At 58.6% G+C, this 25,149-nt stretch carries 25 protein-coding genes and 1 tRNA gene; 11 read left to right on the top strand and 15 right to left on the bottom strand.

What is annotated here, in order from left to right:
* Positions 1 to 13 precede the first annotated feature (13 nt).
* The 9 genes from ACF0H7_RS14575 to ACF0H7_RS14615 all read right to left on the bottom strand — a co-directional run bounded on the left by ACF0H7_RS14575 (position 14) and on the right by ACF0H7_RS14615 (position 12,137).
* Positions 14 to 2,974 carry an HD domain-containing phosphohydrolase gene (locus tag ACF0H7_RS14575; RefSeq protein ID WP_397453439.1) on the bottom strand — a complete coding sequence of 987 codons (2,961 nt, stop codon included), beginning with the start codon at positions 2,972 to 2,974 and terminating at the stop codon, positions 14 to 16.
* 76 nt (positions 2,975 to 3,050) lie between these two features.
* Positions 3,051 to 6,698, bottom strand: a complete 3,648-nt coding sequence (locus ACF0H7_RS14580) for an ATP-binding protein (RefSeq protein ID WP_397453440.1) — start codon at positions 6,696 to 6,698, stop codon at positions 3,051 to 3,053.
* A gap of 8 nt (positions 6,699 to 6,706) precedes the next feature.
* On the bottom strand, positions 6,707 to 7,333 hold the full coding sequence (locus ACF0H7_RS14585; RefSeq protein ID WP_397453441.1) for a response regulator: 627 nt from the start codon (positions 7,331 to 7,333) through the stop codon (positions 6,707 to 6,709).
* A gap of 300 nt (positions 7,334 to 7,633) precedes the next feature.
* On the bottom strand, positions 7,634 to 8,080 hold the full coding sequence (locus ACF0H7_RS14590; protein WP_397453442.1) for a response regulator: 447 nt from the start codon (positions 8,078 to 8,080) through the stop codon (positions 7,634 to 7,636).
* 321 nt (positions 8,081 to 8,401) lie between these two features.
* Positions 8,402 to 9,733, bottom strand: a complete 1,332-nt coding sequence (locus ACF0H7_RS14595) for a deoxyguanosinetriphosphate triphosphohydrolase (protein ID WP_397453443.1) — start codon at positions 9,731 to 9,733, stop codon at positions 8,402 to 8,404.
* Between the two features lie 69 nt (positions 9,734 to 9,802).
* Positions 9,803 to 10,966 carry an EAL domain-containing protein gene (locus tag ACF0H7_RS14600; protein WP_397453444.1) on the bottom strand — a complete coding sequence of 388 codons (1,164 nt, stop codon included), beginning with the start codon at positions 10,964 to 10,966 and terminating at the stop codon, positions 9,803 to 9,805.
* 121 nt (positions 10,967 to 11,087) lie between these two features.
* Positions 11,088 to 11,429 carry a hypothetical protein gene (locus ACF0H7_RS14605; RefSeq protein WP_397453445.1) on the bottom strand — a complete coding sequence of 114 codons (342 nt, stop codon included), beginning with the start codon at positions 11,427 to 11,429 and terminating at the stop codon, positions 11,088 to 11,090.
* Positions 11,426 to 11,818: a phage holin family protein gene (locus ACF0H7_RS14610; RefSeq protein WP_397453446.1), complete on the bottom strand. Its 393-nt coding sequence runs from the start codon at positions 11,816 to 11,818 to the stop codon at positions 11,426 to 11,428. The genes ACF0H7_RS14605 and ACF0H7_RS14610 overlap by 4 nt, the downstream gene beginning before the upstream one ends.
* A 4-nt stretch (positions 11,819 to 11,822) precedes the next feature.
* A complete protein-coding gene (locus ACF0H7_RS14615; RefSeq protein ID WP_397453447.1) occupies positions 11,823 to 12,137 on the bottom strand; it encodes a YqjD family protein in 315 nt (104 codons plus the stop codon).
* Between the two features lie 358 nt (positions 12,138 to 12,495).
* Between ACF0H7_RS14615 and ACF0H7_RS14620 the strand changes: the two genes are divergently transcribed.
* From ACF0H7_RS14620 to ACF0H7_RS14640, 5 genes are all read left to right on the top strand, one after another.
* Positions 12,496 to 13,704, top strand: a complete 1,209-nt coding sequence (locus ACF0H7_RS14620) for an ammonium transporter (protein ID WP_397453448.1) — start codon at positions 12,496 to 12,498, stop codon at positions 13,702 to 13,704.
* Positions 13,705 to 13,789: 85 nt separating this feature from the next.
* Complete coding sequence (locus ACF0H7_RS14625) at positions 13,790 to 14,026, top strand: glutaredoxin family protein (RefSeq protein WP_397453449.1); 237 nt, start codon at positions 13,790 to 13,792, stop codon at positions 14,024 to 14,026.
* Between the two features lie 264 nt (positions 14,027 to 14,290).
* Entirely contained in the window at positions 14,291 to 14,617 is a 327-nt protein-coding gene (locus ACF0H7_RS14630; RefSeq protein WP_397453450.1) for a transcriptional regulator, read from the top strand.
* Positions 14,618 to 14,744: 127 nt separating this feature from the next.
* Positions 14,745 to 15,770: a D-cysteine desulfhydrase family protein gene (locus tag ACF0H7_RS14635; RefSeq protein WP_397453451.1), complete on the top strand. Its 1,026-nt coding sequence runs from the start codon at positions 14,745 to 14,747 to the stop codon at positions 15,768 to 15,770.
* Positions 15,771 to 15,844: 74 nt separating this feature from the next.
* The gene (locus ACF0H7_RS14640) at positions 15,845 to 16,735 is read left to right on the top strand and encodes a pseudouridine synthase (protein ID WP_397453452.1); all 891 of its coding nucleotides are present in this window, start codon (positions 15,845 to 15,847) and stop codon (positions 16,733 to 16,735) included.
* Positions 16,736 to 16,754: 19 nt separating this feature from the next.
* Here the strand turns inward: ACF0H7_RS14640 and ACF0H7_RS14645 are convergent.
* Together ACF0H7_RS14645 and ACF0H7_RS14650 are read right to left on the bottom strand one after the other, a co-directional pair.
* Positions 16,755 to 16,831 (bottom strand) — tRNA-Pro (locus tag ACF0H7_RS14645).
* 81 nt (positions 16,832 to 16,912) lie between these two features.
* Positions 16,913 to 17,137: a YgdI/YgdR family lipoprotein gene (locus ACF0H7_RS14650; protein ID WP_397453453.1), complete on the bottom strand. Its 225-nt coding sequence runs from the start codon at positions 17,135 to 17,137 to the stop codon at positions 16,913 to 16,915.
* A gap of 179 nt (positions 17,138 to 17,316) precedes the next feature.
* Here ACF0H7_RS14650 and moaB point away from each other — a divergent pair, with 179 nt between their 5' ends.
* The 3 genes from moaB to ACF0H7_RS14665 all read left to right on the top strand — a co-directional run bounded on the left by moaB (position 17,317) and on the right by ACF0H7_RS14665 (position 20,143).
* Positions 17,317 to 17,856, top strand: a complete 540-nt coding sequence (gene moaB / locus ACF0H7_RS14655) for a molybdenum cofactor biosynthesis protein B (RefSeq protein WP_397453454.1) — start codon at positions 17,317 to 17,319, stop codon at positions 17,854 to 17,856.
* Between the two features lie 6 nt (positions 17,857 to 17,862).
* Positions 17,863 to 19,077: a gephyrin-like molybdotransferase Glp gene (glp, locus tag ACF0H7_RS14660; protein ID WP_397453455.1), complete on the top strand. Its 1,215-nt coding sequence runs from the start codon at positions 17,863 to 17,865 to the stop codon at positions 19,075 to 19,077.
* Between the two features lie 139 nt (positions 19,078 to 19,216).
* Entirely contained in the window at positions 19,217 to 20,143 is a 927-nt protein-coding gene (locus ACF0H7_RS14665) for a glycosyltransferase (RefSeq protein ID WP_397453456.1), read from the top strand.
* A 133-nt stretch (positions 20,144 to 20,276) separates the two neighbouring features.
* Here the strand turns inward: ACF0H7_RS14665 and ACF0H7_RS14670 are convergent, their stop codons facing one another.
* Together ACF0H7_RS14670 and ACF0H7_RS14675 are read right to left on the bottom strand one after the other, a co-directional pair.
* The gene (locus ACF0H7_RS14670; protein WP_397453457.1) at positions 20,277 to 21,239 is read right to left on the bottom strand and encodes a hypothetical protein; all 963 of its coding nucleotides are present in this window, start codon (positions 21,237 to 21,239) and stop codon (positions 20,277 to 20,279) included.
* 132 nt (positions 21,240 to 21,371) lie between these two features.
* Positions 21,372 to 22,223, bottom strand: coding sequence for an NmrA family NAD(P)-binding protein (locus tag ACF0H7_RS14675; RefSeq protein ID WP_397453458.1), 852 nt, complete (start codon positions 22,221 to 22,223; stop codon positions 21,372 to 21,374).
* 111 nt (positions 22,224 to 22,334) lie between these two features.
* Here ACF0H7_RS14675 and ACF0H7_RS14680 point away from each other — a divergent pair, with 111 nt between their 5' ends.
* The 3 genes from ACF0H7_RS14680 to ACF0H7_RS14690 all read left to right on the top strand — a co-directional run bounded on the left by ACF0H7_RS14680 (position 22,335) and on the right by ACF0H7_RS14690 (position 24,096).
* The gene (locus tag ACF0H7_RS14680) at positions 22,335 to 23,240 is read left to right on the top strand and encodes a LysR substrate-binding domain-containing protein (RefSeq protein ID WP_397453459.1); all 906 of its coding nucleotides are present in this window, start codon (positions 22,335 to 22,337) and stop codon (positions 23,238 to 23,240) included.
* 107 nt (positions 23,241 to 23,347) lie between these two features.
* On the top strand, positions 23,348 to 23,536 hold the full coding sequence (locus tag ACF0H7_RS14685; protein ID WP_397453460.1) for a hypothetical protein: 189 nt from the start codon (positions 23,348 to 23,350) through the stop codon (positions 23,534 to 23,536).
* A gap of 116 nt (positions 23,537 to 23,652) precedes the next feature.
* Entirely contained in the window at positions 23,653 to 24,096 is a 444-nt protein-coding gene (locus ACF0H7_RS14690; RefSeq protein WP_397453461.1) for a GNAT family N-acetyltransferase, read from the top strand.
* 1 nt (position 24,097) lies between these two features.
* On the opposite strand, the gene ACF0H7_RS14695 is transcribed toward ACF0H7_RS14690, so the two are convergent.
* Both ACF0H7_RS14695 and ACF0H7_RS14700 read right to left on the bottom strand, forming a co-directional pair.
* The gene (locus ACF0H7_RS14695) at positions 24,098 to 24,271 is read right to left on the bottom strand and encodes a hypothetical protein (protein ID WP_397453462.1); all 174 of its coding nucleotides are present in this window, start codon (positions 24,269 to 24,271) and stop codon (positions 24,098 to 24,100) included.
* A 209-nt stretch (positions 24,272 to 24,480) separates the two neighbouring features.
* Positions 24,481 to 24,987, bottom strand: coding sequence for a DUF1993 family protein (locus tag ACF0H7_RS14700; RefSeq protein WP_397453463.1), 507 nt, complete (start codon positions 24,985 to 24,987; stop codon positions 24,481 to 24,483).
* Positions 24,988 to 25,149: the final 162 nt, after the last annotated feature.

Consider the following 25,149-nt stretch of genomic DNA (forward strand, 5'->3'; position numbering starts at 1 on the left):
GATGATTCCGTTTTTACACCCGTGTAATCAACCCCGCCTTTTCCAGTACCCGGTCTTTATCGACCTCGTCGATCTGTTGCGGTGCCAAAAAATCAGCGGCGTACTGACGATAGATTTCGGCGTCGATGAACAGCTGGAACAACTCGGGATCGATATGCGCATCACGGCACATGAAGGCCATGATCGTCAGCGCTTCGCTCAGGCTTTTGCCTTTCTTGTAAGGGCGATCCGCGGCCGTGAGCGCCTCGAAAATATCCGCGATGGCCATCATCCGTGCCGGCAGGCTCATCTGTTCGCGCTTCAGGCGTTTTGGATAACCGGTGCCGTCCATTTTTTCATGGTGACCACCGGCCACTTCGGCCACGCCTTGCAAGTGGGGAGGGAAGGGTAACTGGCTGAGCATGCGTATGGTTTGCACCATGTGATGATTGATGATGTAGCGTTCTTCGCGGGTCAGCGTGCCGCGAGTGATGCTCAGGTTGTACAGCTCGCCGCGATTGAATTTGTATCGCGGCACCTCGAGGTCGAAGCCCCAGGGATTGTCAGCGGGAATGCCCTCGCTGGCGGTGCGTTCGAACAGGTGTTCAGGGCGGTCGGCCAGCAAGGGTTCACGTGTCGGCAGCTCAGGTGCGGGGTATAAGGCCTGGCGTTTGTTCTCTTCCCATGAAACACCGAGGCGGTCGTCCAGCGTGCGCATCCAGCTGCGCGCGGCGATCGTCTGCAAACGTTGCAAGTCGGCGTCGGCCATTGCTTCGCCACCCAGGTTGCTGTTGGCAATGAAGGCGAAGTCGTCATCCAGCGCATGCAGTTGTGCCTCTCTGGAACGGGCCAGCGTTGCGTCATCACCGCCTTGCGCCATGGCTTTCCAGTACTCGATCCAGACGTCACGTTTAAGCACTTCGAAGCGGGTGCGGACTTCATGAATACGGTCGTACAGGGTTTCCAGCTTGGTGGCTTTGTCGACCACGTATTCGGGTGTGGTGACCTTGCCACAGTCATGCAGCCAAGCGGCGATGTGCAAGGTTTCCCAGTCATCTTCGGTCGGCTGGTAGTCGCGAAAGGCGGGCTGGTCGCTGGCCGCAGCGGCCCGTGCAAGCATCATCATCAGTACGGGCACGCGCTGACAATGGCCGCCGGTGTAGGGGCTTTTGGCGTCAATGGCGCCGGCAATGATCTGGATAAAAGCGTCCAGCAGCATTTTCTGCCTGGCCTGCAGGCGCTGGCTCTCGATGCACAGCGCGGCGGCCCCGGAGACGGCCTGGATAAAGGCAATGCGATCCGGGCTGAGGTGCTCCTGATCGGTGTGGGTGCCGGTGTCTTGATGAATCAGCTGGAGCACGCCGATGGTTTCGCCGCGTTGGTTGCTCAGGCGAATACCCAACAAGTGGACGCGAGGCGTATTCAGAGCATGCAGCAGACCTTGCAGATCGCCGGCCTGTTCGAAGCCAAGGTCAACCACCACGTTGTTGGTGGTGCTGGTCAGGCGTTGCAGCCAATTGGGGAGACGGGTGTCGTTCAGGTCGTAGGTGCCAATGCCGTACTGTTGCGGGCTGTGCCGGACGCCTTGGATAATCACGCCCTGGGGTTCGAGGCGGCGAGTATCGATGTCGAGCAGGTAAATCAGCCCGGCCTGGGCTTGGTTGATGTCGACGGTTTCCGACAGGACGCGTTGCAGCAGCATATCGAAGCGCCTCTCGGCTGACAGGCTTGCGGTGATACGCAGAAAACTCGCCAGCGTGGACTTCATGCGGGCCATGGACAGCGCTAACTGATCCACTTCCAGTACCAGCGAACGATGGGTGGCGGGGTGACTGAAGTCGAAGCTGCGGATGGCCTCCGCCTCACTGACCAACGCGTGCAAGGGTTTGACCATGATCCGAGACATCAGCCAGCCCAGCGGCAGGCACATCAGCAAGGTGGTCAGGGTCACCAGCGCACCTTGCCATCGCAGGCGTACGGCTTCGGCCAGCAGTTCGTCCTCGGGCACCAGCATCGCCAATTGCAATCCCTGCGGGCCACCTTCTTTCAGGGTGCTGCGGGCCACCACCCAGGTTCGGTGTTCACCACGCAGGCGGCCAGTGGCATCCAGGCCATGGTCGAACAGGGTCGCCAGTACCGGGCTTAAGTCTCGCGCCTTGGCCAAATGCGCCGTGCCGCTTTCAACGATGACTTTGGCGCTGTCGGGATAGGCGATGGTGTTGCCGTCGCTGTCGAACAGCACGACTTCGGTGTTTTCAGTGACTTTGTGTTTGGCCAGAGTCGACGACAGCGCGTCAAGGGTCAGGTCGGCGGCGATCACACTGTCGGCGCCACTGCGGCGTGCGAGGGTAGTGCCCACTGCATGGGTGGTGAAGAACACATAGGGTTTGGTGGTGATCTGATCGACGCCGGCCCGGGCGTGCTTGAACCACTCCCGGTCGCGTGGATCGTAGGTCTCGTGGGCATTGTCGAGACGGCTGAGCAGGTGCAGGGCGTTGTCATAGAACAGCGATTGCGAGAGGGCGGTTTGCGTACCGTCCGGGTGTTCGATGCTCCAGACCTGGAAGGCCGCATCGGACGGGGCGTTGACCGATTGCTTGAGCGACTCGGTGCGCAACGGCCGCACCATGAAGAAATCGCCATTGCTGTAGCCAAGGTACAGAGCCGCCAGATTCGGGTCATCGCGCAAGGCCTGGGCGAAGGGCTTGAGCAGGGACATGCGTTGCTGCAGGGTACTGGCCTGGTTGTCGTCGTCGATTGCCAGCAGGCTGAGCAGCTTGCGGATCGGCTGATAGGTGCGCTGCAGATCCACTTCCACGTCTTGCGAGATGTTGTCGAACAGCTTCTCGCTGCTCGACAGGATGATCTCCGAGGTCTGCACGTAGTTGAAAATGCCCAGCACGACGCCTGTGAACAGCAACAGGATAGTGAACATGACACTGATATGGATATGCAGTGGAAAGCGTCGTTGTTCGGGCCAAGGGGAGCTAGGCATCGCAAATCTCTCCATAGTCGTGCGGTGCGAGAGGCGTTAATGCGCCAGCATAGCCCAAATAGTTAACCCCTTGGTGTCAACCGCTCTGGGCTTGCTGTGCGCGCAATGCCTGTTCGAGTGCGAGCATCGCAGTGTCGATGGCCTGCAGGCATGTGGCTATTACTTTTTCGGCGGCTTCGGCTTCGCAGGCAATCTCCAGTGCCTCGCACTGCTCGATCACCGCCCTGGCCTGAATGATCCGCGCGGCGCCCTTGATTTTGTGGGCCATGTCGCGCAGGTGCTGGCGATCACCCTTGGCTGAGCCCGCCGCCAGCTCCTGGCGGTCGTCCTGGCTGCTGCGCAGCAATTGTACGAGCAGACGCTGAATCATCTCCGGGCGCCCACCGGTGAGAGTGTTGATGCCGTCGATGCTGAACACGGGGTTTGCGGTGGGCGCTGCCGGCGGTTCGGTCTCGAGGGGCAGCGGGACGATTCGGGCCAGCTGTTCGTTGAGCGCGGTCAGGCTGATGGGTTTGAACAGGCAGCTGTCCATCCCGGCGTCTCGGCACCGTTGGTATTCCTCCGGTTGCGCATTGGCGGTGAAACCGAGAATCGTGCAATGGGCAGTTGAATGCTGCTGTTCGTAGGCGCGAATCGCCCGAGCCAGGTCGTAGCCGTTCATCACCGGCATGTTGCAGTCGGCCAGCACCAGGTCGAAATGACCGGCGAGCCAGATCTGCAATCCTTCGGCGCCGTGCTCTGCCGCCTGGAACTGATGGCCCAGATACCCCAGTTGCTGGCACAGCAGCAGCCGATTGGCCGGATGGTCGTCGACAATCAGGATATTCAACGACGCACCGACACTGGCCTGTGGGTCGCGAGGCGGGGCGACGACGTTGAGCGGTTCAAGGGTGGTCAGGCTCAGCACCATCTGCACCCGCGTACCTTGGCCGGGCTGGCTGCTCAGCGTCAGTTCACCGCCCATCATTTCACACAGGTTGCGACTGATGACCAGACCCAGTCCAGCGCCGCTCCTGGCCTGTTGCCCGGCGTTGTCGGCCTGGGCGAACGGGGCGAACAGGCGTTGCTGGTCCTCGTCGCTGATGCCGATCCCGCTGTCTTGCACCACCACTTGCACGCGCAGGTGCTGCGCGTCCGTACGGTCTTCGATGCTCAGGCTGATCTTGACCTGGCCCTGGTCGGTGAACTTGATCGCATTGCTGATCAGGTTCGACAGAATCTGCTTGAAGCGCAGCGGGTCGAGCAAGACATCGACGTTGATCCGTGGGTCGAAATCCAGCAACAGGTTCAGGCTTTTTTGCCGGGCCAGACCGTCGAATACGCGTACCAGTGACTCTACCAACTCCCGCAGGTTGGCGCGCTCGGGACTTAGGCTCAGGCGCCCGGACTCGATTCTCGCGATGTCGAGGATGTCGCCGATCAGCTCCAGCAGGTCGCGGGCCGAGTTGTAGGCCACTTCAATGGCCGGGCGGTCCAGATGCCCCTGGTCCGCGCGCTTGAGCGCCAGTTCCAGCATGCCGATAACGGCGTTCATGGGGGTGCGGATTTCATGGCTCATGGTCGCCAGGAAGGTGCTTTTGGCGCGGTTGGCGGCATCGGCCTGGTCCTTGGCTGCGTGCAGGTCCTCGAACAGTTGTCGCCGTTCGCTGATGTCGATCCAGCCGCCGATGATGCCTTGCACTTCACCCAGCGAGTCGCGAAACGGCAGAATCCAGTGATAGATGGTGAGCTGGCGTTCACCGATCTGCAGCGGCCGGTCGAGGATCAGCGGGGTGCCTTCAGCCATGACTCGCTGATAATCAGCGGCGAAACCCTGGGCTTCGAAAACATTACTCAACACCCCATCCATGACGCTCTTGCCAATGACGTCTTCGAGGCGGCTGGAAAAGGCTGCCAGATAGCTGTCATTGCAGGTCTGCAACAGGCCATCGCGGTCGCGGACATAGATAGGGTGGGGGGTGCCGTTGAGCAGCGTGCGCATGAATTCGAACTGATCGTTGAGGGCGCGCTTGGCGGCTTCCCGTTGCTTGATCTGACGCCGCATGTAAGCGTTCCACAGCAGCGAACCCAGCAGTAGCAAGCCGGTGCCAAGAATGATCTGGTAAATCAGTACGTGGTAATTGCGCCAGTAGCCACCGCTGGGCGGAGCGTAGGCCCGCCAGCGATTGTTGATCACGGCCAGGTCTTCCGGTGCGATGCTGGTCAGCGCCTTGTCGAGGATCGAACTCAGTTCTGTCGCGTTACGCGCGGTGGCCATGGAGAACCGCGCCTGGTCATCGCCCACGGTGGCGGTCATCTGCAATTTGTCTTCGAACAGCGGTGAGGACAAAAAGTAGTTGGCGCTCACCAGCGAGATCACCGCACCTTGCACCTGGCCTTGTGCGAGCAGGTCGAGGGCCTGGAAAGGATTGTCGGTTTCCAGCAGATTGACCTGCGGGTATTCGCGTTGCAGAAAGGGCTGGGTCGGACTGCCCTGGGTGACACTCAGGCGCTTGCCCGCCAACTGATCCAGATGAAGCGGGGCGCCCGGCACCTTGGCGGTGACCAGCACGAACGAGGCGTCGAGGTAAGGGCGGCTGAAGCTGAAACGGCTTTCCAGCTCGTCGCTGGGGATCATCGTGCCGATCAGGTCGGCTTGCCCGTCGCTGACTTGCTTCATCATCTCGCTCAGGCTCGGTGTGCGCTTGACGTCGAAGTGCAGGCCCGTACGCAAACGCACCAGGTCCAGCACGTCAGCGGTAATGCCACGGAAGTTACCGCCGGCGTCGAGAAATGTCAGGGGCGAAAAGGCCTCGTTGATCACCACGCGTACCACCGGGTGCTGGGCAATCCAGCGCTCTTCGCGTTGGGTCAATTGCAGTTTCTGGTCGGTGAGCAACAGATCACTGCCAGCGCTCCAGCGTTTGGAAATGCTGACCCGTTCATCGATGGGAATGGCTTTCAGTGTCTTGTTGATGACGTCCAGCAACAAGACATCATCGCTGCGCACGGCGAAGCTGAATCCATTGGCCTCGTGCTTGCTGAAATTGGCCATCTGCACGTTGTTCAGATAACCCTTGTTGATCAGGTAGTGAGTGGAGATGGTGTCGCCGAGGAAGACATCGGCCTGGTTGAAGGCCACCGCGTTGATCGCGCTCTGGAACGACGGGTAGGTCTGCAGCAGTGCGTTGGGGTACTGGGCCTGGACTTCCTCGGCCGGCAGGTAGTGGTAAACCATGCTCAAGCGCAGGCCGGCCAGGCCCTCGGTGAGCGGACGGGTTTCACCGACGCGGGTCACCAGTACTGGCTGGTCCACCGCATAAGGCAAGGACAGGGTGATGTTCTTGCCTTGCGCCTCGAAGCCATTGGCGCTGCCCAGCAGATCGATCTGGCCCTCGCTGAGGGCTTCGATGGCAGCTTCTCTGGAATCGAAGCGCAGCACCCTGATTGGGGTGTCCAGGGCATGGGCGAGGATTCCGGCGTAGTCGGCGGTGAACCCTTCGTAATCGCGGCCGGTGAGGGTCATGTCAAACGGCGGGTAATCCGGTGCCGAAGTGCCCAGGCGCAGCTCACGCTTGTTCTGCAGCCATTGCCATTGCCCGCGGTCAAGCCGGGTTTCCATGTGGCTCGGGCTGGACCGGCTGAGCAAGCTATAGTTCTGCGGTGCAAGTTCTGCCGCCTGAACACTCATGGCCATGCACAGGCCCGCGACCAGCTTCAGATAATCCATTAAGCGCTTCGACATCCGGTCTCTCACACTAGCTCGTGGCGCTTCGCCATCTCTATAAGTTCAACCAGGGTTTTCACCCTGAGCTTCTGCATGAGTCGAGTTTTGTAGGTGCTGACTGTTTTGTTGCTGAGGAACATGCCCTTGGCAATTTCCTTATTGGTACGGCCTTGGGCAAAAAGCTGCAATACCATCAATTCGCGATCATTGACCAACTTGAATAATTCGAGTTCGGAAGGAATGCCCTCTTCGCGACTTGCCGGGCTTAACGCCTGGCTCGGAAAGTAATTGTAGCCCGATAATACCGCTCTTACCGAACTGAGGAGTTCGCTCAGGTCTTCTTGTTTGCACACATAACCGGCTGCACCCGACTGCATGCAGCGGATGGCGAACAGGCTGGGGGTCTGGGCGGTCAGTACCAGGATTTTCGAGTCCAGGTTCATGGCGTTGAAGCGGGCCAGCACTTCCAGGCCATCCAGCTTGGGGATGCTGATGTCGAGGATGATCAGGTCGGGGTTGCATTCACGGACCATTTGCATGGCGTCCACGCCATTGTCCGTTTCACCCACCACGTCATAATTTTCGTTTTCCAACAGCATGCGGACCGCGAGACGAATGACCGGATGGTCGTCGATGATAAAAACCGAGTTCATAATTCAATTCCATACAAGCAGCGAAGAAAGCGGGCACCTTAGCCCAGATGTTCCAATAGGCACATGAACCGACGGGCCCGAACAGTAGATATAGGAAATTTCCTACAATAAATAACGTATCGCCTCACAAATATGCTGGGGAGGACCCGGCGGATGTTTAAAAAAGTGTCCGGTTTTAGTGTGCGAGTTTACGATTAACAGATCAGCCATTTATAGCGATTTGGAATTATCCTACAAGGTGTTAAGAGTTTAATGACGACGTAACACAGCGCTTTGATCCAAGTCTGTACGGCATTTCGTTTAATCAGTGTTTAACGATTTATGGGTGAGCAGTGGAACAGGATCGCCGGCATCCGATTGCGCAGAGATTTCCAGCAGGTCAGTGAAGGCTTGCACCTGGAGCGGTTTGCTCAGGCATCCCAGCAGGGGCAGTTGGCGTTCGAGGGCGATGCGCTCTAGCGTATCCAGCTGTTCCTGGCTTAGCCCGCTGAGCACCACGGCCTGGCCGATAAGCCCGTACTGGCTGGCTAGACCGATCAACTCCAGCCCGGGCAGATCAGGCAGGCATTGATCGCACAGCAGGACGTCGAAGGGGTCTTTGGCGTTCTCCATGGCGACCATCGCTTCGGCGGCGCTCAGCGCTGGTGTCAACCGGTAGTAGCCCTGGTTATTCAGGAGGATTTGGGTAGCGATGAGCTGGAAAGGATGGTCTTCCACCAACAAGATGCGCAGGTTGTTTTTTGACATCAGGACCTTCCGGGCAAAAGCGATAGCGCAGCGTGCGCGAACCCAACCCTTGCGACAGTCATCACGTTCATTCAAGCAATTGTCAGACAAGCTGCTTGAATGTGAATCCTCGGTGGTGAAGGCGTCAGGTTGATCTAGACCCGCCAACGACGGCGAAGCACAGGCTGAATTATTCGGCAGTCCGGTATCCTGATCGATAGGGCATTTCTGTTCTGGGTGTAGGCTCTGTCCCTAATTGCGCTGCACAGGGCAATCATCGCAGTGATTTTGCCGAACAGTGCCCAAAGGGGCGGGCACTGTTGGTGCGCGGCCACTCAATTGTTAAACCGGGCTTAAACGGCCAGTCATCTGTCCGGCCATCTCGCTGGCGTAGCTATCGGTCATGCCGGCGATGAAGTCGATCATGCGCAGGAACGAGGTGTGCAGCGGCCAATGGGGATCGGGTGCATTGTTGCCCAGCAGATCGAGAATGCGCTGGTTTTTGAAGGACGGCGTGCGTCCGCCGAACTGCTCCAGCGCGGCGCCGCAGAATGCGTTGAGCAACACTTCCAGGGTGGTGTAGGCGCCGATCTCGTGCAGGGTCTTGCGTTTGTCCTGGAAGATTTTCTTGCGCGCCATATCTTTGGCATCCAACACGCAGCGCTTGGCGGGGCCGTGCATGTGTTCCACCAGGTCACCACTGAGGGTGCCGGCCAGCAGCGCATCCTGCTGCTCGACGAAGGCGCGCGCGGCCGCGTTGGTCAGGTGTTCGATGGCCTTGCCGCGCAAGATCGCCAACTTGCGCCGACGCGAATCGGCGGGGCCCAACTGGCGATAGGTTTCCGGCAGGTCATCCCCCACCAACCCCAGCAACAGTGACTCAACCTCGGCGTATTCCAGCAGTTCCATCTCCAGGCCGTCTTCGAGGTCGATCAGCGCATAGCAGATATCGTCGGCCGCCTCCATCAGGTACACCAGCGGATGGCGGGCCCAGCGTTGCTCTTCCAGTTGCGGCAAACCGAGTTTGTGGGCGATCTGCTCAAGGATCGGCAGTTCGCTCTGGTAGCAACCGAACTTGTGTTTTTTGTAACCCAGCGAGTCCGCATGCCGCGCGGTCCAGGGGTATTTCAGGTAGGTGCCGAGGGTGGCGTAGGTCAGTCGGGTGCCGCCTTCGAACTGGTGGTACTCCAATTGCGTCAGGACCCGAAAACCCTGGGCGTTACCTTCGAAATTGAGGAAGTCGTTGCGTTCCGCGTCGCTCATGGCGTCCAGCCAACCGCGCCCGGCGGCTTGCAGAAACCAGTGGCGGATGGCGTCTTCGCCGGAATGGCCGAACGGTGGGTTGCCGATGTCATGGGCCAGGCAGGCCGATTGCACCACCATCCCCAGATCGCTGGGCTCACACCAGTCGGGCAGGGCGTCGCGTAAAGTCTCACCCACACGCATGCCCAGCGAACGGCCGACGCAACTGACCTCCAGCGAGTGGGTCAAGCGGGTGTGGATGTGATCGTTGCTGGTGACCGGATGCACCTGGGTCTTGCGTCCAAGGCGGCGAAACGCGCCGGAAAAAATGATCCGGTCATGATCTTTGTGAAAAGGGCTACGGCCGAGTTCTTCTGGGCTGTGCAGCGTTTTGCCAAGTCGTTCGCGGGTGAGCAGGGTTTGCCAATCCAAGGCGTTTACTCCATCAAGTAATAACGCCTAGCTTCCCGGTTCAGCCCTCTGTCTGCAAGCACGTCAGCATCACAGCCCCGCAGCGTCGATATCCACCAACAGTAAACGCTGGCCATTGTCGAAAAACTGCCCGGCCGTGAGGCAGTACTGGTTGCTGGTGGCATCGCGGTAGGTGTTGGACAGGGTCAGGCGTCGCTCGTCCCAGCCTTCGGCCAGCAGGTGATAGAAGTACGGCCGCCACGACCAGTTGTGTCCCAGGTAACTGGCGTCGGACTGCCATGCGCCATTGCGCCATTCCAGGTTTGGCGTCAGTTGCGTGCCGTGCCGGTCGCACTGGTAGAACCGCAACAGCCACGGGTAATCATGCAGCGGCGGTAACTGGCTCAGCGGCGCCTCGCCCTCGGCCCACTGTTGCAACAAGCCCATCAGCTTGCCCAGTTTCTGGCGCAGACTCATCAAACGCTCGCGCTCTGCAACCTTTCTCAACACGTATTGGTCGCGCAGTTGGCCGAAGCGCTGGACGAAAGCGTCGGCGGCGAAAAACTCCAGCTCACCCTTGGCGAACAGGAAGCCCTGCACGTATCGCGACCCGCACTCCAGGGCGAAGTCCAGCTCGGCTTCGGTTTCCACACCTTCGGCAATGATCCAGCAACCGGTTTTTTCCGCCATCTGCGCCAGCGCTTTTACCACGTCACTGCTGGGGCCACCCCGGGCTGCGGCCTGAAACAGGCGCATGTCCAGCTTGAGAATGTCCGGTTGCAGGGCCAGCACCCGATCCAATTGCGAATAGCCGGCGCCGAAATCGTCGATGGCGATGCGCGCTCCGGCTTCGCGATAGCGTGCCACGACGTCGGCCAGGCGCTGAAGATCGCCACCGAGCTCGGTGATTTCAAAGACGATGCGTTGTGCGGCAACACCTCGATGTTGCAATTGTTTAAGGCTGGGCAGTGCCTGGCCTGGACGCAGCCGGTTGATCCAGCGCGGCGAAATGTTGAGGCTCAGAAACCAGTCGGCCGGCGCTTCATGCAAACGGCTGAGGGCATTGTCACGAATCGCTCGATCGAGTCGGCGCAAGGTTGCCGGTGATACTTTCGGGTCGGCGAACAGCGGGCCAACCGACAACAGTTGACCGTCGTGTTGACGCAGTCGACCCAAAGCTTCAATACCCGCAATGCGGCCAGTAGCGGTATCGATGAACGGCTGAAAGCAGGCTAGCGGTTGCCCATCGATCACGGAGCCTCCTTAGTGGATCTTGGAATTATTCTGCCGGGCAGGCAGCCGCCTTCACACCCAGGCAGCCCTGGGTGTGAAAGCAGGTTTAAAGCTTTGCAAGAATGCAGCCAGTTAGGGCCGCTCAGCGCTTAGCTGAGGAACCCTGTAACACCAGTTTTATCAACGGCATAAGGCTGGTGCCCAATTTGACCAGGCGGGTCACGCTGTTGATGCCGTCAGCCTTGGTGCTCTTGCCGCCAAGAAAACCCAGCAGGGTCACGATGCCAATTCCCCAAAGGGGCGCATGTTTGATCCCGAGGGTGCCTTGCCAGTCGCGAGCCATGCCTCGCACCTGGCGAATCGGTTGGAGCATCGAGGCGGTCTCGTGGCGAATTTCCTGACGGTGCATTTCCATGCGCAGGCGGATCAAGGCTTTGCGCAGTTCGCGGCGGGAATTGGTTTGCGGCAATTCAGGCAGGTTCATGGCATCAGTCGCTCGCGATCATTGGCCAACTCTTCAAGGGTGGCATGGAAGGGCGACGACTCGTCGAAAATGGCGGCTTTCAAACGCACGCCGCAAAACACCGCAGCCAGGCTGTAGAACACGCACAAACCAATGATGCCGCTCATGCGGTAGGTGTCCCACACCAGAATCAGTACCAGCACCGACAGCCCGATCAACAACAGCAGGGCGAACACCAGCGCCAGGCCAGCGAACAGCAGCAGGCTGACCGTGCGCGATTTCTGCTCTTGCAGTTCAATGCCGAATAGCTCGACATGACTGTGCAGCAGCCCGAGAAACGCGGCACCCAGGCGCCGCGAGGAGGAGTCGAGGCCCGCCAGTGGCGGACCGGATTCTGTGCCCAGGGCCATAGCGTCAGCGCCTCGTAGCCAAAAGGCCGAGGACGAAGCCGATGCCTGCCGCGATACCCACCGACTGCCAGGGATTGCTCTGCACGTAGTCTTCGGTGGCCAGCACGGCTGCTTTACCGCGCTCTTGCAGCGATTCTTCGGTGAGCTGCAAAGTCTCCCGCGCTTTGATCAGGCTTTCATGGATCTGGCCGCGTAGCTCGTCGGCCTGATCACCGGCCAGGGTTGCGGTGTGCTCAAGCAGTTTTTCAGTGTCGCTGACCAATGCCTGAAAATCCGCCATCAAAATGTCCTGTGCGCTCTGCGCTGTTTTGCGGGCCATGGTTATCTCCGTTTGCTGGCTTATGGGGGTTCGAGTCTAAGGGATTGCCGAAGGTTCATTTCATTCGCCGCCCTGTTCATATCGGCGGCTGGTACAGCTTTTGCTTCTCGCTGGTGCGCCATGGAGGGCGGATGCGCTTAATAAGGGCGGAGACAGTCGCGCCATGCGCCGCTGATCTCGCGCTCACCCTTGAACACTCGAGAAAACGCTTAAGCGGTGATTTTGCCCCTGACAGCCTCTGCATCAAACCGGGTCATGCTCATCAGCTTTTGGCTAAGGGCAGAGCGCCAGTTCGGTGCGTGCGTAAGGGTATTGACCCGCTTTGGTGCTTTTTTGTGAATTGCAGGTCTGCCGTTCCATGGAAAATCTTCAAAGCGCTGTGGACCAATTGGTCCAGAGTTCAAATACCGTGTTCATCCTGGCGGGCGCGGTCATGGTCCTGGCCATGCACGCCGGTTTTGCCTTTCTTGAAGTCGGCACTGTCCGCCACAAGAATCAGGTCAACGCCCTGTCGAAAATCCTCAGTGACTTTGCCGTGTCCACGCTGGCCTACTTCTTTATAGGTTACTGGATTTCCTATGGCGTGAATTTTTTGCAGCCAGCCGCTGTGATCAGCGCCAATCATGGTTATGGCCTGGTGAAGTTTTTCTTTCTGTTGACCTTTGCTGCGGCGATTCCGGCGATCATTTCGGGCGGGATTGCCGAGCGTGCGCGGTTTGCCCCGCAACTATGCGCGACGTTGTTGATTGTGGCGTTTGTCTATCCCTTCTTCGAGGGCATTGTGTGGAACGGCAATTTTGGCGCGCAAACCTGGCTGCTCTCGCATTTCGGCGCCAGCTTCCACGACTTCGCCGGCTCGGTGGTGGTGCATGCCATGGGCGGATGGCTGGCATTGGCGGCGGTTTTGCTGCTGGGGCCACGTAACGGCCGTTATCGTGATGGACGGCTGATTGCTTACCCGCCGTCGAGTATCCCGTTTCTGGCGTTGGGCTCGTGGATTCTGATTGTTGGCTGGTTCGGCTTCAACGTCATGAGTGCCCAGACCCTGGAAGGGGTCAGCGGCCTGGTGGCGGTCAATTCGTTGATGGCCATGGTCGGCGGTACGGTCGCGGCGTTGATCGTCGGCCGCAACGACCCCGGTTTCCTGCACAACGGACCGCTGGCCGGGCTGGTGGCGGTGTGTGCTGGTTCGGACCTGATGCACCCGGTGGGTGCGCTGGTTACCGGGGTGATTGCCGGCGCCTTGTTCGTCTGGTGTTTTACCGCCGCTCAGGTGCGCTGGAAAATCGATGACGTGCTGGGTGTCTGGCCGTTGCATGGTTTGTGCGGCGTCTGGGGCGGTATCGCCTGTGGTATTTTCGGCCAATCGGCGTTGGGTGGCCTGGGTGGGGTCAGCTTGATCAGTCAGTTGCTGGGCAGCGCTTTCGGCGTGCTGGTGGCGCTGTGCGGCGGCTTGCTGGTGTATGGGGTGATCAAGTCAGTGACTGGCCTGCGTCTGACTCAGGAGCAGGAGTATTACGGCGCAGACTTGTCGATCCACAAGATCGGCGCCGTCAGCCAGGACTGATGCGCAGCAGGCTCGACGGGGTTTGTCCGGCGAGCCTAAACTACTGTCATAGCCGTTTCCGCCAGCTTTTGCCGAAGGTCCTTGCATGCCTCCTGAATGCCAACTGTTCGGCACCCTTGGGTGCCACCTCTGTGAAGTCGCCGAAGTCGAGTTGATGCCACTGATTGAGCACGGTTTGTTGGTCGAGTTGATCGACATCGGTGAAAACGAAACGCTGGTCGAGGATTACGGCTTGCGTATCCCGGTGCTGCGGCGTGTCGACACCGGGGCCGAACTGGATTGGCCTTTCGATGCCGAACAAGTGGTGGTCTTCCTCAAATAGCGCCAAACCCTCCCTCTCGTCGCGGCTAGCGTTAATCCGTTAGCCAGCGCGCCTCGTTTCGTTTACTGTATATGCATACAGCTATGCGAGCGGCTCAATTTCCTTTGCCATTTTATTCGCCTGCGGCCTTTGCCGACGGGCCTGCAACCCTTTGCTTGAGCGCTTTTGAACCAACATTTGCGACGCTTTGAAACAGTTCGGTAATTGACAGGATGGTCGTATCCCGATTGAACGAACTGAAAGAACACACTGAGGACAACAGCCATGGTCAATGTCGAACAACTGAAATACAGCGTGAACCGCATGTCTACCGACGTGGTCCGCGAAGCCGTGCTGGAGCTGCGCATGGACGGTCTGGTCACGGAAGGCAAGACACCCTTTACCAAGTTGCATTTCAATACCTGCTTCGCGGAAATCGAAGCCTTGTTTCAACGTGCGGGTTACCACCGTCAGTTGGATGTGGTGGGTTATCAAGGGTTGCTTTACGCGCTGTATGACCCGGCGCGCTGGGAAGCCGTGGATGTGTTGCGCTGGTTGAAGGAGTTCACCGACGCGGCGGCGACGCAGACGTCGAATCTGGCGCGAGGGTAGGAGGGGGGTTTGTGACGGCGTGTATCAACTGAAATGTCCCGGAGCGCATTAATCAATGGCAAGCGGCGGCTTATGCTTCTTGCCTCGGTGAGCCCAAGGTTCGCTGCGCCCCCCCCGGAGACTTCCCATGATCCATGACGCGCTCAGTAACCGATTGTCCTCTTTCGAACGCTACCCATTGCTGGACAGCGAAACACCGATTCATGCGCTCAGTCGCCTGATGGCGGCAGGGTCATTTGACGGGGTAAACCTGTTCGCTAAACGCGATGACCTGATGGGCGTCGGCGGCGGTGGCAATAAGTTACGCAAGCTCGAGTTTTTGCTTGGCGACGCACTGGCTCAGGGCTGTGACACGTTGATCAGCTTTGGTGGCCGGCAATCCAATTACGCGCGTTTGTCCGCCGCTGCTGCCGCACGCGCTGGTCTGCGCTGTGAAGTGGTGTTGACACCGTCAGCCGCGCGCAATGATGCGGATTTTCAACACAACGGCAATGTATTGCTCGACGGTATCTTTGGCGCCAACGTGCATTTGCTCGCGATGGGGCAGGACCCGCAGGCGTTTGTCGATGAGCTGGCACGCAGCCTGGCCCGGCAGGGACGTAAAGCCTACGTGGCACCCCTGGCCGGATCGAGTGCTCTGGGTTGCCTGGGCTATGTCTCGGCGGCCGTGGAGATTCAGCAGCAGTCAGCGCTCACAGGCCTGGATTTCGCCGCGATTCTGTTGCCCAACGGCAGTGGCGGCAGTCACGCCGGGCTGGTCGCCGGGCAGGTAGCCATGGGCCTTGACCCGACGCGGGTGCGTGGCTACACGGTGCTGGCGGAAAAAAGCCGTGCCCACGCTATCACCCTGGGCAAGGCACAAGACACCCTGGCGCTGATAGCCCCGGACAAATCGGTGCAGGCCAGTGACATCGTGATCGATGGCAATCATCTGGGCGAGGGCTACGGCGTGCCCACGGCAGGCATGCTCAGCACCGTGCGCCGCGTGGCCCGTAGCGAAGGCTGGTTGCTGGATCCGGTGTATGGCGGCAAGGCGCTGGCCGGGGTGTTGCACGATATTGAACAAGGTTGCTACCAACCGGGCGACAACCTGCTGTTCCTCATGACAGGTGGCATTCCAGGGTTGTTCGCTTACCGCAGCGCGTTCGACTGATTAGATTCTGGCCGGTCCTTGCGCGATAATGCGCGACCGGCCAATCAGGGCCTGTTGAACGTTTGAGTGCACCCATGTCCGAGTCCGCTTTTTCCCCGGCACAGAATCAGGCCAGTACGCTGTATCTCCCTGCCGGATCGTGGACAACGGTGCTCGATTGCCTGTGCGCGCATTTTGCCGCGATTGGCCGCGAGCAGTGGCTGGATCGCATGGCCCGTGGCCGGGTGCTGGACGTGGACGGCCAGCCGATTTCCGCACAACGGCCGTATCGGGAAGGTCTGTGCGTTTATTATTTTCGCGAAGTGCCGAACGAAACGCCGATCCCGGTGCTGGAGACCATTCTCTATGCAGACGAACATTTGGTGGTGGCCGACAAACCGCATTTCCTGCCCGTAACACCGGCCGGTGAATACGTCGAACAAACCTTGCTTCGTCGGTTGATTCGACGCCTGGACAACCCGGACCTGGTGCCCTTGCACCGCATTGATCGGCACACCGCAGGCCTGGTGTTGTTCTCGGCCAACAAGGGCAGTCGTTCGGCGTACCAGTCGCTGTTTCCGACCCGCCAGATCGACAAACGCTACGAGGCCATCGCCCGGGCGTTGCCCGAGGTGGAATTCCCACGGCTACACAAAAGCCGTCTGGTCGCGGGCGAACCGTTCTTTCGCATGCAGGAGGCGGCCGGGGTCAGCAATACGGAAACTCGCATCGAGGTCAGTGAGCGCGATGGCGAATTCTGGCGTTACGCGTTGTACCCGGTGACCGGCAAAAAGCACCAGTTGCGCGTACACATGGCGGCGCTGGGGGCGGCGATCTGTAATGATCCGTTTTACCCCGACGTGGTGAAAATCACCGAGGACGACTTCAGTCAGCCATTGAAGTTATTGGCTCAGGGTTTGCGCTTTGTGGACCCGTTGTCTGGGGAGCAGAGGCGGTTCAAGACACAAATCCAACTGACGTGGTGATCTGTTGCACAGGGGTAAGTGGTCGGGGAGACAGGATTCGAACCTGCGGCCTTCTCGTCCCGAACGAGACGCGCTACCGGGCTGCGCTACACCCCGACATCTGTCCTTTTTTATAGCCTGACTGTTGAAACGGCTCCACCCGCTCACGACGCAAGGTCGCAAGCGGGAGAAGAGTCATCACAGTTCTTTAACGGTACGCACCTGGTCTTTATTAACGCGAGTTTCCTTGCCATCCAGTTGTTTGAACTCATAGAAGCCTGTGTCTTTATCAAACTTGGGTGTGTCAACAGCCTGGATTTCGCGACCATCGTTCAGCGTGATCACCGAGGGTGAGGAGCAGCCGGCGAGGCTGGCAAGGCTCACAGCGAGCAGGAAGGCGGCGGGTAGGGTCCGTTGAATCATGGTATTTCTCCATCAAGGAATGCCAAAGGTTACACAGCGTCAGACGTATACCTCACTGGCAAGTTCCGTGAATAGTGGTCATGCGCTTCAATCACTGAACTGGATCATGTGCGCAGGCGGTGAAATCCGTCGCTGTGATATAACAACCGCCTGTTCCTGCCACTTTCTGGATTGAGCCGATGAGCGCCAAGGCTGATGCCCCTTTTGTTCCTTTGAACATCGCTGTATTGACCGTCAGTGATACCCGCACCCGTGAAACCGATACTTCTGGGCAGATGTTCGTTGACCGGTTGACCGCCGCCGGCCACCGCCTGATCGAGCGCGTGTTGCTCAAGGACGACCTTTACAAGATCCGCGCGCAGGTCGCGACCTGGATTGCCGATGACGACGTGCAGGTGGTGCTGACCACCGGCGGTACCGGTTTTACCGGACGCGACAGCACGCCTGAAGCCGTGAGCTGCCTGCTGGACAAAACCGTCGATGGTTTTGGTGAGTTGTTCCGGCAGATATCCGTGGCCGATATTGGCACCTCCACCGTCCAGTCCCGTGCCTTGGCCGGGCTGTCCAATGGCACCCTGGTGTGCTGCCTGCCGGGGTCGACCAACGCGGTGCGCACTGGTTGGGACGGGATCCTCGCCGAGCAACTGGATAATCGTCATCGCCCGTGCAATTTCGTCCCTCACCTCAAGCAGGCCGAACCCTGCGAAACACGCGGATAACCGACGATGAAGGGTACACACGTGCAGGGGATGATGTCGGTTGAAGAGGCCATGGCGCGCTTGATGGAAATGGCCGAGGCCGCGCCGATCCGCGAACGCGAGCGGGTGCCGTTGGCCGCCGCGCAGGGCCGGGTGCTGGCTGAGGATTTGATTTCTACGCTGGACTTGCCGCCTTGGCCCAACAGCGCCATGGACGGCTATGCCTTGCGCTTGGCGGACTGGCAGGATGAGCCGTTGGTGGTCAGCCAACGGATTTTTGCCGGCCAGGCCCCGGAACCCCTGGCGCCCGGCACCTGTGCGCGGATCTTTACCGGGGCGCCGGTTCCAGCGGGCGCCGACTGCGTGGAAATGCAGGAAAATGCGCTCATCGGCGATGATCAGCGCGTGGGGTTCACCGAACCCATGGTGGCGGGACAAAATATCCGCCCTCAAGGGCAGGAAACCACGGTCGGTGATCACGTGCTCGACGCCGGGACGCGGATGGGACCTGTCGAGCTGGGGCTGGCCGCTTCATTGGGATGCGCCGAGCTGGATGTGGTGCGTCGCGTGCGAGTGGCGGTGCTGTCGACCGGCGACGAACTGATCGAGCCTGGCCTGCCGCTGGGCCCTGGGCAGATCTACAACAGCAATCGCATATTGCTCTGCAGCTGGCTCGAACGATTGGGCTGTGAGGTAGTGGACGCCGGCATTTTACCGGACGATCTGCAGAAGACCCGCAGCACCCTGGGCGGGCTGGGGCATGTCGATTTGATCCTGTCCACTGGCGGTGTTTCAGTCGGCGAGGCCGATTTCCTCGGGCATGCCTTGCGTGAGGACGGCGAGCTTTCGCTGTGGAAGCTTGCCATCAAACCGGGCAAACCGCTGACGTTTGGCCATTTTCGGGGCGTACCGGTGATCGGGTTACCGGGTAATCCTGCGTCGACACTGGTAACTTTCGCGCTGCTCGCCCGTCCCTATTTGTTGCGTCGCCAAGGCGTACAGGACGTAGCACCCCTGAGATTCAAAGTGCCAGCAGGCTTTACCTGGGGTAAACCGGGGGATCGCCGTGAATATTTGCGCGGGCGACTGGAGCAAGGCAAGGCGGTCTACTACAGCAATCAGAGTTCCGGCGTGCTGCGAAGCGCCGCCTGGGCTGAAGGTCTGATTGAGGTCCGTGAAGGTAGCACCGTTGCGTTGGGAGACTGGCTGGATTTCATTCCGCTGAGTGAGGTATTGGGTTAGACCTACCGTCAGTCGGAACCGATGGACGGTTTTTTGACATGAGCTACGCTCCAGCATTTGTGCACTGCACTGCTTTGAACTGCCTTAATATTTCGAAATTTTCGACTTTGCGCTTTAAGGCCAGACGAGGAGAAGTGTAATGACGAATTTGAGGGTGGCTTGTGTCATTCCCACGTACAACGGCCGTCAGGATCTTGAGCGATTACTCGATTCACTGGTCGCGCAAGACGCAACTTTTGACACACTGATCATCGACTCAAGTTCCACCGATGGCACGTTCGAGTTCGCGCAGTCCCGTTGCGCGATCGTTAGACGTATCGAGAGCAAAGACTTCAACCACGGTGGCACCCGCCAACTGATGGTCGAGTTGCACCCTGACTATGATGTCTACGTGTTCATGACCCAGGATGCGTACCTTGAAGATTGCGCTGCGCTGACTCACATCCTCAAGCCATTTACCGATGAAAAAGTCGGTGCGGTGTGCGGTCGTCAGTTGCCGCACAAAGACGCTTCGGAATTGGCCGCCCACGCTCGCCTGTTCAATTACCCGGCCGAGTCGAAGGTCAAGACCCTGGCCGATGCCGAAACCCTCGGGATCAAGACCGCCTTCATGTCCAATTCCTTTGCGGCCTACCGGCGCGACGCATTGGTGGCGATTGGTGGCTTTCCCACACATGTGATCCTCTCGGAAGACATGTACGTCACCGCCAAGATGTTGCTGGACGGCTGGAAGGTTGCCTACGAAGGCAAGGCCTGCTGCCGTCATTCGCATAATTACAGCGCCAAGGAAGAGTTTCGTCGCTACTTCGATATCGGTGTGTTCCAGACCCGTGAGCGGTGGATCAGGGACGCCTTCGGTGGCGCCGGGGACGAGGGGCTGCGGTTCGTCAAGTCGGAGCTCAGATACCTGGGCTCGCGCCGATGGTTGTTGTGGCCGGTAGCGTTCCTGCGCAATGCCGTCAAATTGACGGCTTATAAACTCAGCACCTTCGAGAAATACCTGCCCAAGGTGCTCAAGAAGCGCCTGGGCATGTACCGCCGATATTGGGACAGTCCTCATGCGTAGTCGTTAAAGGCCTTTGCAGGTCGCCCCCACAGTTAGATATGTACCCTGTGGGAGCAAGCTTGCTTGCGAAAACGTGTCATCTGACACACCGTGGGAAAGTTGGACTGCAGTGGGCAGTGCACACGGGTGAGATTTATTTCTGTTGTGCTTTCTTTATGTTGGTCTGAATGGCATGTTCGATCAAATTTGAAGTTTCAAAAAAATCTACATTGATGATATTGCATTTGCTGGCCCAAACACTTCCAGCCGGGAACCAGCTGTCCAATGTTTTGCCGATTTTTTTCGGGCCGTTCGGGATCTTGAATACAGTTGCCGATAACGACCACACTTGACCATTGGTGGGCGCAGCGGCTATGACCGGGCCGATGAATTGGTGGACTTCAGCTTCGTTGTTGGTGTCTTTACCTATCCATTTGTGTGGAATTTGGCTCCAGAATTCGCTGTACTTATTGCCATGATTCCAGCCGACAACCACAGAGCGGCCAGGGTATTTTTGTTTGATTTCACCCCAGGTCAGGGACCAGGCTTCAGGGGGGATGATGAACGGAGCCAAGCCATCCCGACCTCCTAGCACCTTTTGAAGTAGACGTCGGCGTAGCTCTGATGCACAGGTGCCCGGATCTTCCGCTTCAACTTTGTGAATATCCAGGATTACCAGTTCATCCGGGTTGTTTTTCACAAAGGGTATAAGTGTATCTAACAGGTCAGTTAACTTTCGGCCATAGTCGGGTCCGTGGATGCAAGTAAATCCATAGGTAGAATACCTGCGAGGCATCCCAGGTAGCGTGTCCCATCCTTGGTCGCCAGTCCAACCACCCCTTTGTCTAAGCCTGAGATCAAACACGCGGATGCCTTTGTCCAGTTGCCATTGGAACCCATCGCTCTGACAAGCCGTCCAGTTTTTGGTGACTGTATTGTAAGCTTTATTATCCATGCCGGCATTGTGAGACGAGATCAGCGTCATTTCACCGATCTTTAATTTTTCCAGGCTGGTACGAATTCTGGTCATCCACCGTGATTGTGTCGCATCTGGGTTGTATACTATTTCAGTGCCGATAGACCCTGTAGTCGTGCTTTGAGTTTCATCAGTGTTCATAAACCCTCCATGGTTTATTGTGGTGCCATCTCCAAACAAGATGGCTGGGCATGACTATAGTTACTTTAAGTGGGTGTGCAAGTAATGTTTAAGGTTAATGCTCTGTAGTTTATTGCCAGTCGTTGCAGAGTATTAATTGCGCGCTAGTAAAGTTTCCAGCACCGTCCTTAATGACACCCGACCCTGACGCGGTTCGCCAGCGAACTTGATCCAGCCTTGGTTGAACCCATCGATCATCTGGATCCGTGGCATCGGGTTGTTCATACCTTGGGCGCTAAACAGTTCGTGCCAAGTGTCGCGCGCTACCACTTCCATCTTCACCGGTTTATCCAGTAACTCGGAAAAAGTCGCCGCGATCTGATTCGGGCTGACGTACTCGCTACCCACCAATTCAACCACCCGCAGGCCTTGCCACTGTTCCTGAAGCAGTTCAGCGGCGGTGCGACCGACATCGGCGGTGGCGATCATCGGAAACGCCTGATCCAGCGGTTGCAGGAAGCTCGGAATCACGCCGGCCTTCGCCGCTTCGACATCCCATTGGCAGTTCTCCATGAACCAGCCTGGCCGCAGAAAAGTGATGGGCATTTGCAGTTTGCTCAACTCTTCTTCGAGGATCTGCAATTGGTTGAGCAAGTTAGGTTGAGTAGCTTGCGCGCCGATGGTCGACAGGCAGACCACCTTGGCCGGGTTAGCGGCTGCCAGTGCCTCGCGCAGGCCGATGGCAACACGCCGTGCTTCAGGAAAGCCGACCGTGGGGTCGAAGTTCGACGGCATCATGATGAACACGCCTGCAGAGCCCTTGAATACGGCGCTCATGGCCTCGACGTTGCCTACCTCAGCCAGGGCAATGTCGCAGCCCTGTTGTGCCCAGGCCTCGCCTTTGGCCGCGTCGCGAACCACGGCACGCACCGCTTTGCCAGCGGCCAATAACGTACGGGCGACTGCGCCGCCCACCTGACCTGTCACGCCGGTAATGGTGTACATAAACAATTCTCCGATAAGACGACCCGATGTCGCGTTGGGGAGAAGTATGGGTACATCGCCTTGATTCTCCGATAGCATGGATGTCATCGAAAACATGACAGGAATTCATTAATGAGCTTCGACGGACGATTGGCCAGCGGCATGGGCGTGTTGTCGGCGGTGGTCGACTGCGGCAGTTTCGTCAAGGCTGCCGATGCCCTGGACATGACCCAATCGGGTGTCAGTCGCGCCATTGCCCGCCTGGAGACGCGGTTGGGCATTCGCTTGTTCGATCGCACCACGCGCTCGGTCAAACTCACCGACGAAGGCCGGCGTCTGTACGAAGAGATCACGCCCTTGCTGGCGGGGCTGGAGGATGCGGCGACGTCGGCCTCCGGCAGTGCCAATGCGGTGCGTGGACGCCTGCGGGTCAATGTCGATCCATTCTTTTCGCGGTTTATCCTGGCGCCGGCGCTGGGCGAGTTCATGAACCGTTATCCCCAGTTGGAGCTGGACGTGGTGACCCGCGATCAACTGGGCGATCTGGTGGCCGACGGCATGGACCTGGCCGTGCGCTTTGGTCATCAGCCGTCTTCCTCGCTGATCGGTCGCCAGTTGTTGCAAACCCGGGTGTTGACGGTCGCCTCACCCGACTACCTGAAACGCCATGGCCGGCCACTGACACCCACCGACCTGGAAGCGCCCGGGCATGTGTGTATTGATTACCGCGACTCAGTGACGGGGCGTCCTTTTCCGTGGGAATTTCATCGCAAGGGCGAGCGCATCATCATCGACACCCATGCACGACTGGTGCTGAATGACGTCAACACCGTGCACAGCGTTTGCGAGGGCGGGCATGGCATCGCTCAGGCGTTGGCGCTGGGAGTAGGGCAGGCGCTGAAAGAGGGGCGCTTGATCGAGTTGTTTCCCGACTGGCCGGACGAGCATTTTCCCTTGTACGCGTTGTACCCATCGCGTCATTTGCCACCGGCCAAGGTCCGTGCGTTTCTGGAGTTTGCGATGGGATTGAGTGCGTGACTCGGGCGGGTGAGCAAAAACCTGCTTCGGCCGCGAGCGGATCGGCGGTACCATAGTGCGGCATTTGCGCAGCGCAAATGATGTCTACGAGCATTCAGGAAACCGTAATGACCAACAAACAGCGTTTGAGCTATTCGATTCTGATCGCCCTGGTGGTGTTGGGAATCATGCTCGGCTTGTCGCACTTGCAGAACACCGGTGTGATTACCGAGAAGACCTTCCAGTACATCGCCGTGTCGGTGGCAGTGCTGGTGGTGATCATCAACGGCTTCATGCGGCGCAAGGTCAAGCCTTGATCGATCGGCAGCAGCTCCGGGCCCCCTGCGCTGCTGCGCTTTATCGCGTCAGCCCCTTTACCTGATTCGCGCGGCACCCTAGGCTGGGTCACCCAGGTGATCAACAGGAGTGGCCCATGAGTGTCCGGATCGACGTTTCGCAAAACCCCGGTGAACAAGAGTACCTGGCGATCCTCAAGCCTTTGCGCGCGTTCAACGTGTCCCAGGCCGGCGATGCAATGCCGGAGCGCTTTGCGCTGCTGGTCCGTGATGAACACAGCGACGAAATCATCGGCGGCTTATACGGCCGCACGCTGTACAGCTGGTTGTTTGTCGAGTTGCTGGCGGTGCCCGAACAGACCCGGGGTCAAGGCATGGGCTCGCGGCTGCTGCGCATGGCCGAGGAGCACGCACGGAAGAAGGGTTGTGTCGGCATCTGGCTCGACACCTTCAGCTTTCAGGCACCGGAGTTTTACCGCAAACATGGATTCACCGAGTTTGCCCAGCTCAACGATTTCCCGCCGGGGCATCAGCGAATTTTCTTCCAGAAGCGCCTGAATCTATCGGCGGTTATCAGTTAAGTCAGCAGTCTTGCGCCTGACCCGCATCAACCTGAGCGACGAACAAGCGCATCAGATGTGGGCTGTCGTGGGTGTCATCGGTCACGCGTTGGCCGTTGGCGCAAGGCATGGCCAGTGCCGTTGCACTGACGGCGGTCAGCAATAGCATGAGGAACAGGGCGATAACGCTTTTCATCAAAGTGACTCCGGTGACATTCAAGGAGGAAGGTCCGGGTCGGTCAGGGCGAGGGTGTTGAAGCTGAAACCGTTACGGCGGCACTGAGGAACCCGTCTGCCAAGCGCGTTATTCACGCCCTTGGCAGAGGTTCAGATTAAGTCCAAAGCCAATCCGTCGTTATGCGGATTCTGCCCGGTGTTTGCCTGATCCTGTTCGCGCTGTTTGGCTTAGATCGCTCCGAGGAAGTTCATTTTGCCGATGGGCACGCCTTTGTGACGCAAGATGTCGTAGGCGGTGGTCAGGTGGAAATAGAAGTTTGGCATCGCGAAATGCAGCAGGTAGTCCTGCTGGGTGAAGGTCATTTCCTGGGTCGGCAGTTTGAGCACCACGGTACTGCCTTCGTTCGCTTCGTATTGCTCGGCCGTCACGCTGCTGATGAAGGCATGGGTGTTGGCGATCCGCTCACGCACATCTGCCAGGGTGACTTCGTTGTCGGCAAAGCTGGGTGGAATGATTCCGGCCAGACGCGCGGCGCCATATTTCGACGCGTCGCTGACCATTTGGATCTGCCGTAGCAGCGGGTACATGTCCGGCGCCAGGCGGGTTTGCAGCAGTTCATCGAACTCAATGCCTTGGGCATCGCAATGCTCTACCGCCTTGTCCAACAGCTTCGACAGAATATCGAGGCCGCGCAGAAACACCGGAACAGACAGTTGGTAATAAGACAGGCTCATGCACACTCCTGGAACATTCGATCAGAGGAAGAAACACAGGCCAATCGTCGTTCCATAGTGAGCATTTGGCAAGGATGAAAAGCGCCGGCAGGGTTGCTGGCGGCACATTCAGCTGTTTACTCAGCGCAACGAATCTTCGATATTGGCCGTCACTGTTCAACA

The sequence above is a fragment of the Pseudomonas sp. NA-150 genome, from assembly GCF_044336365.1.
Lineage (GTDB): Bacteria > Pseudomonadota > Gammaproteobacteria > Pseudomonadales > Pseudomonadaceae > Aquipseudomonas.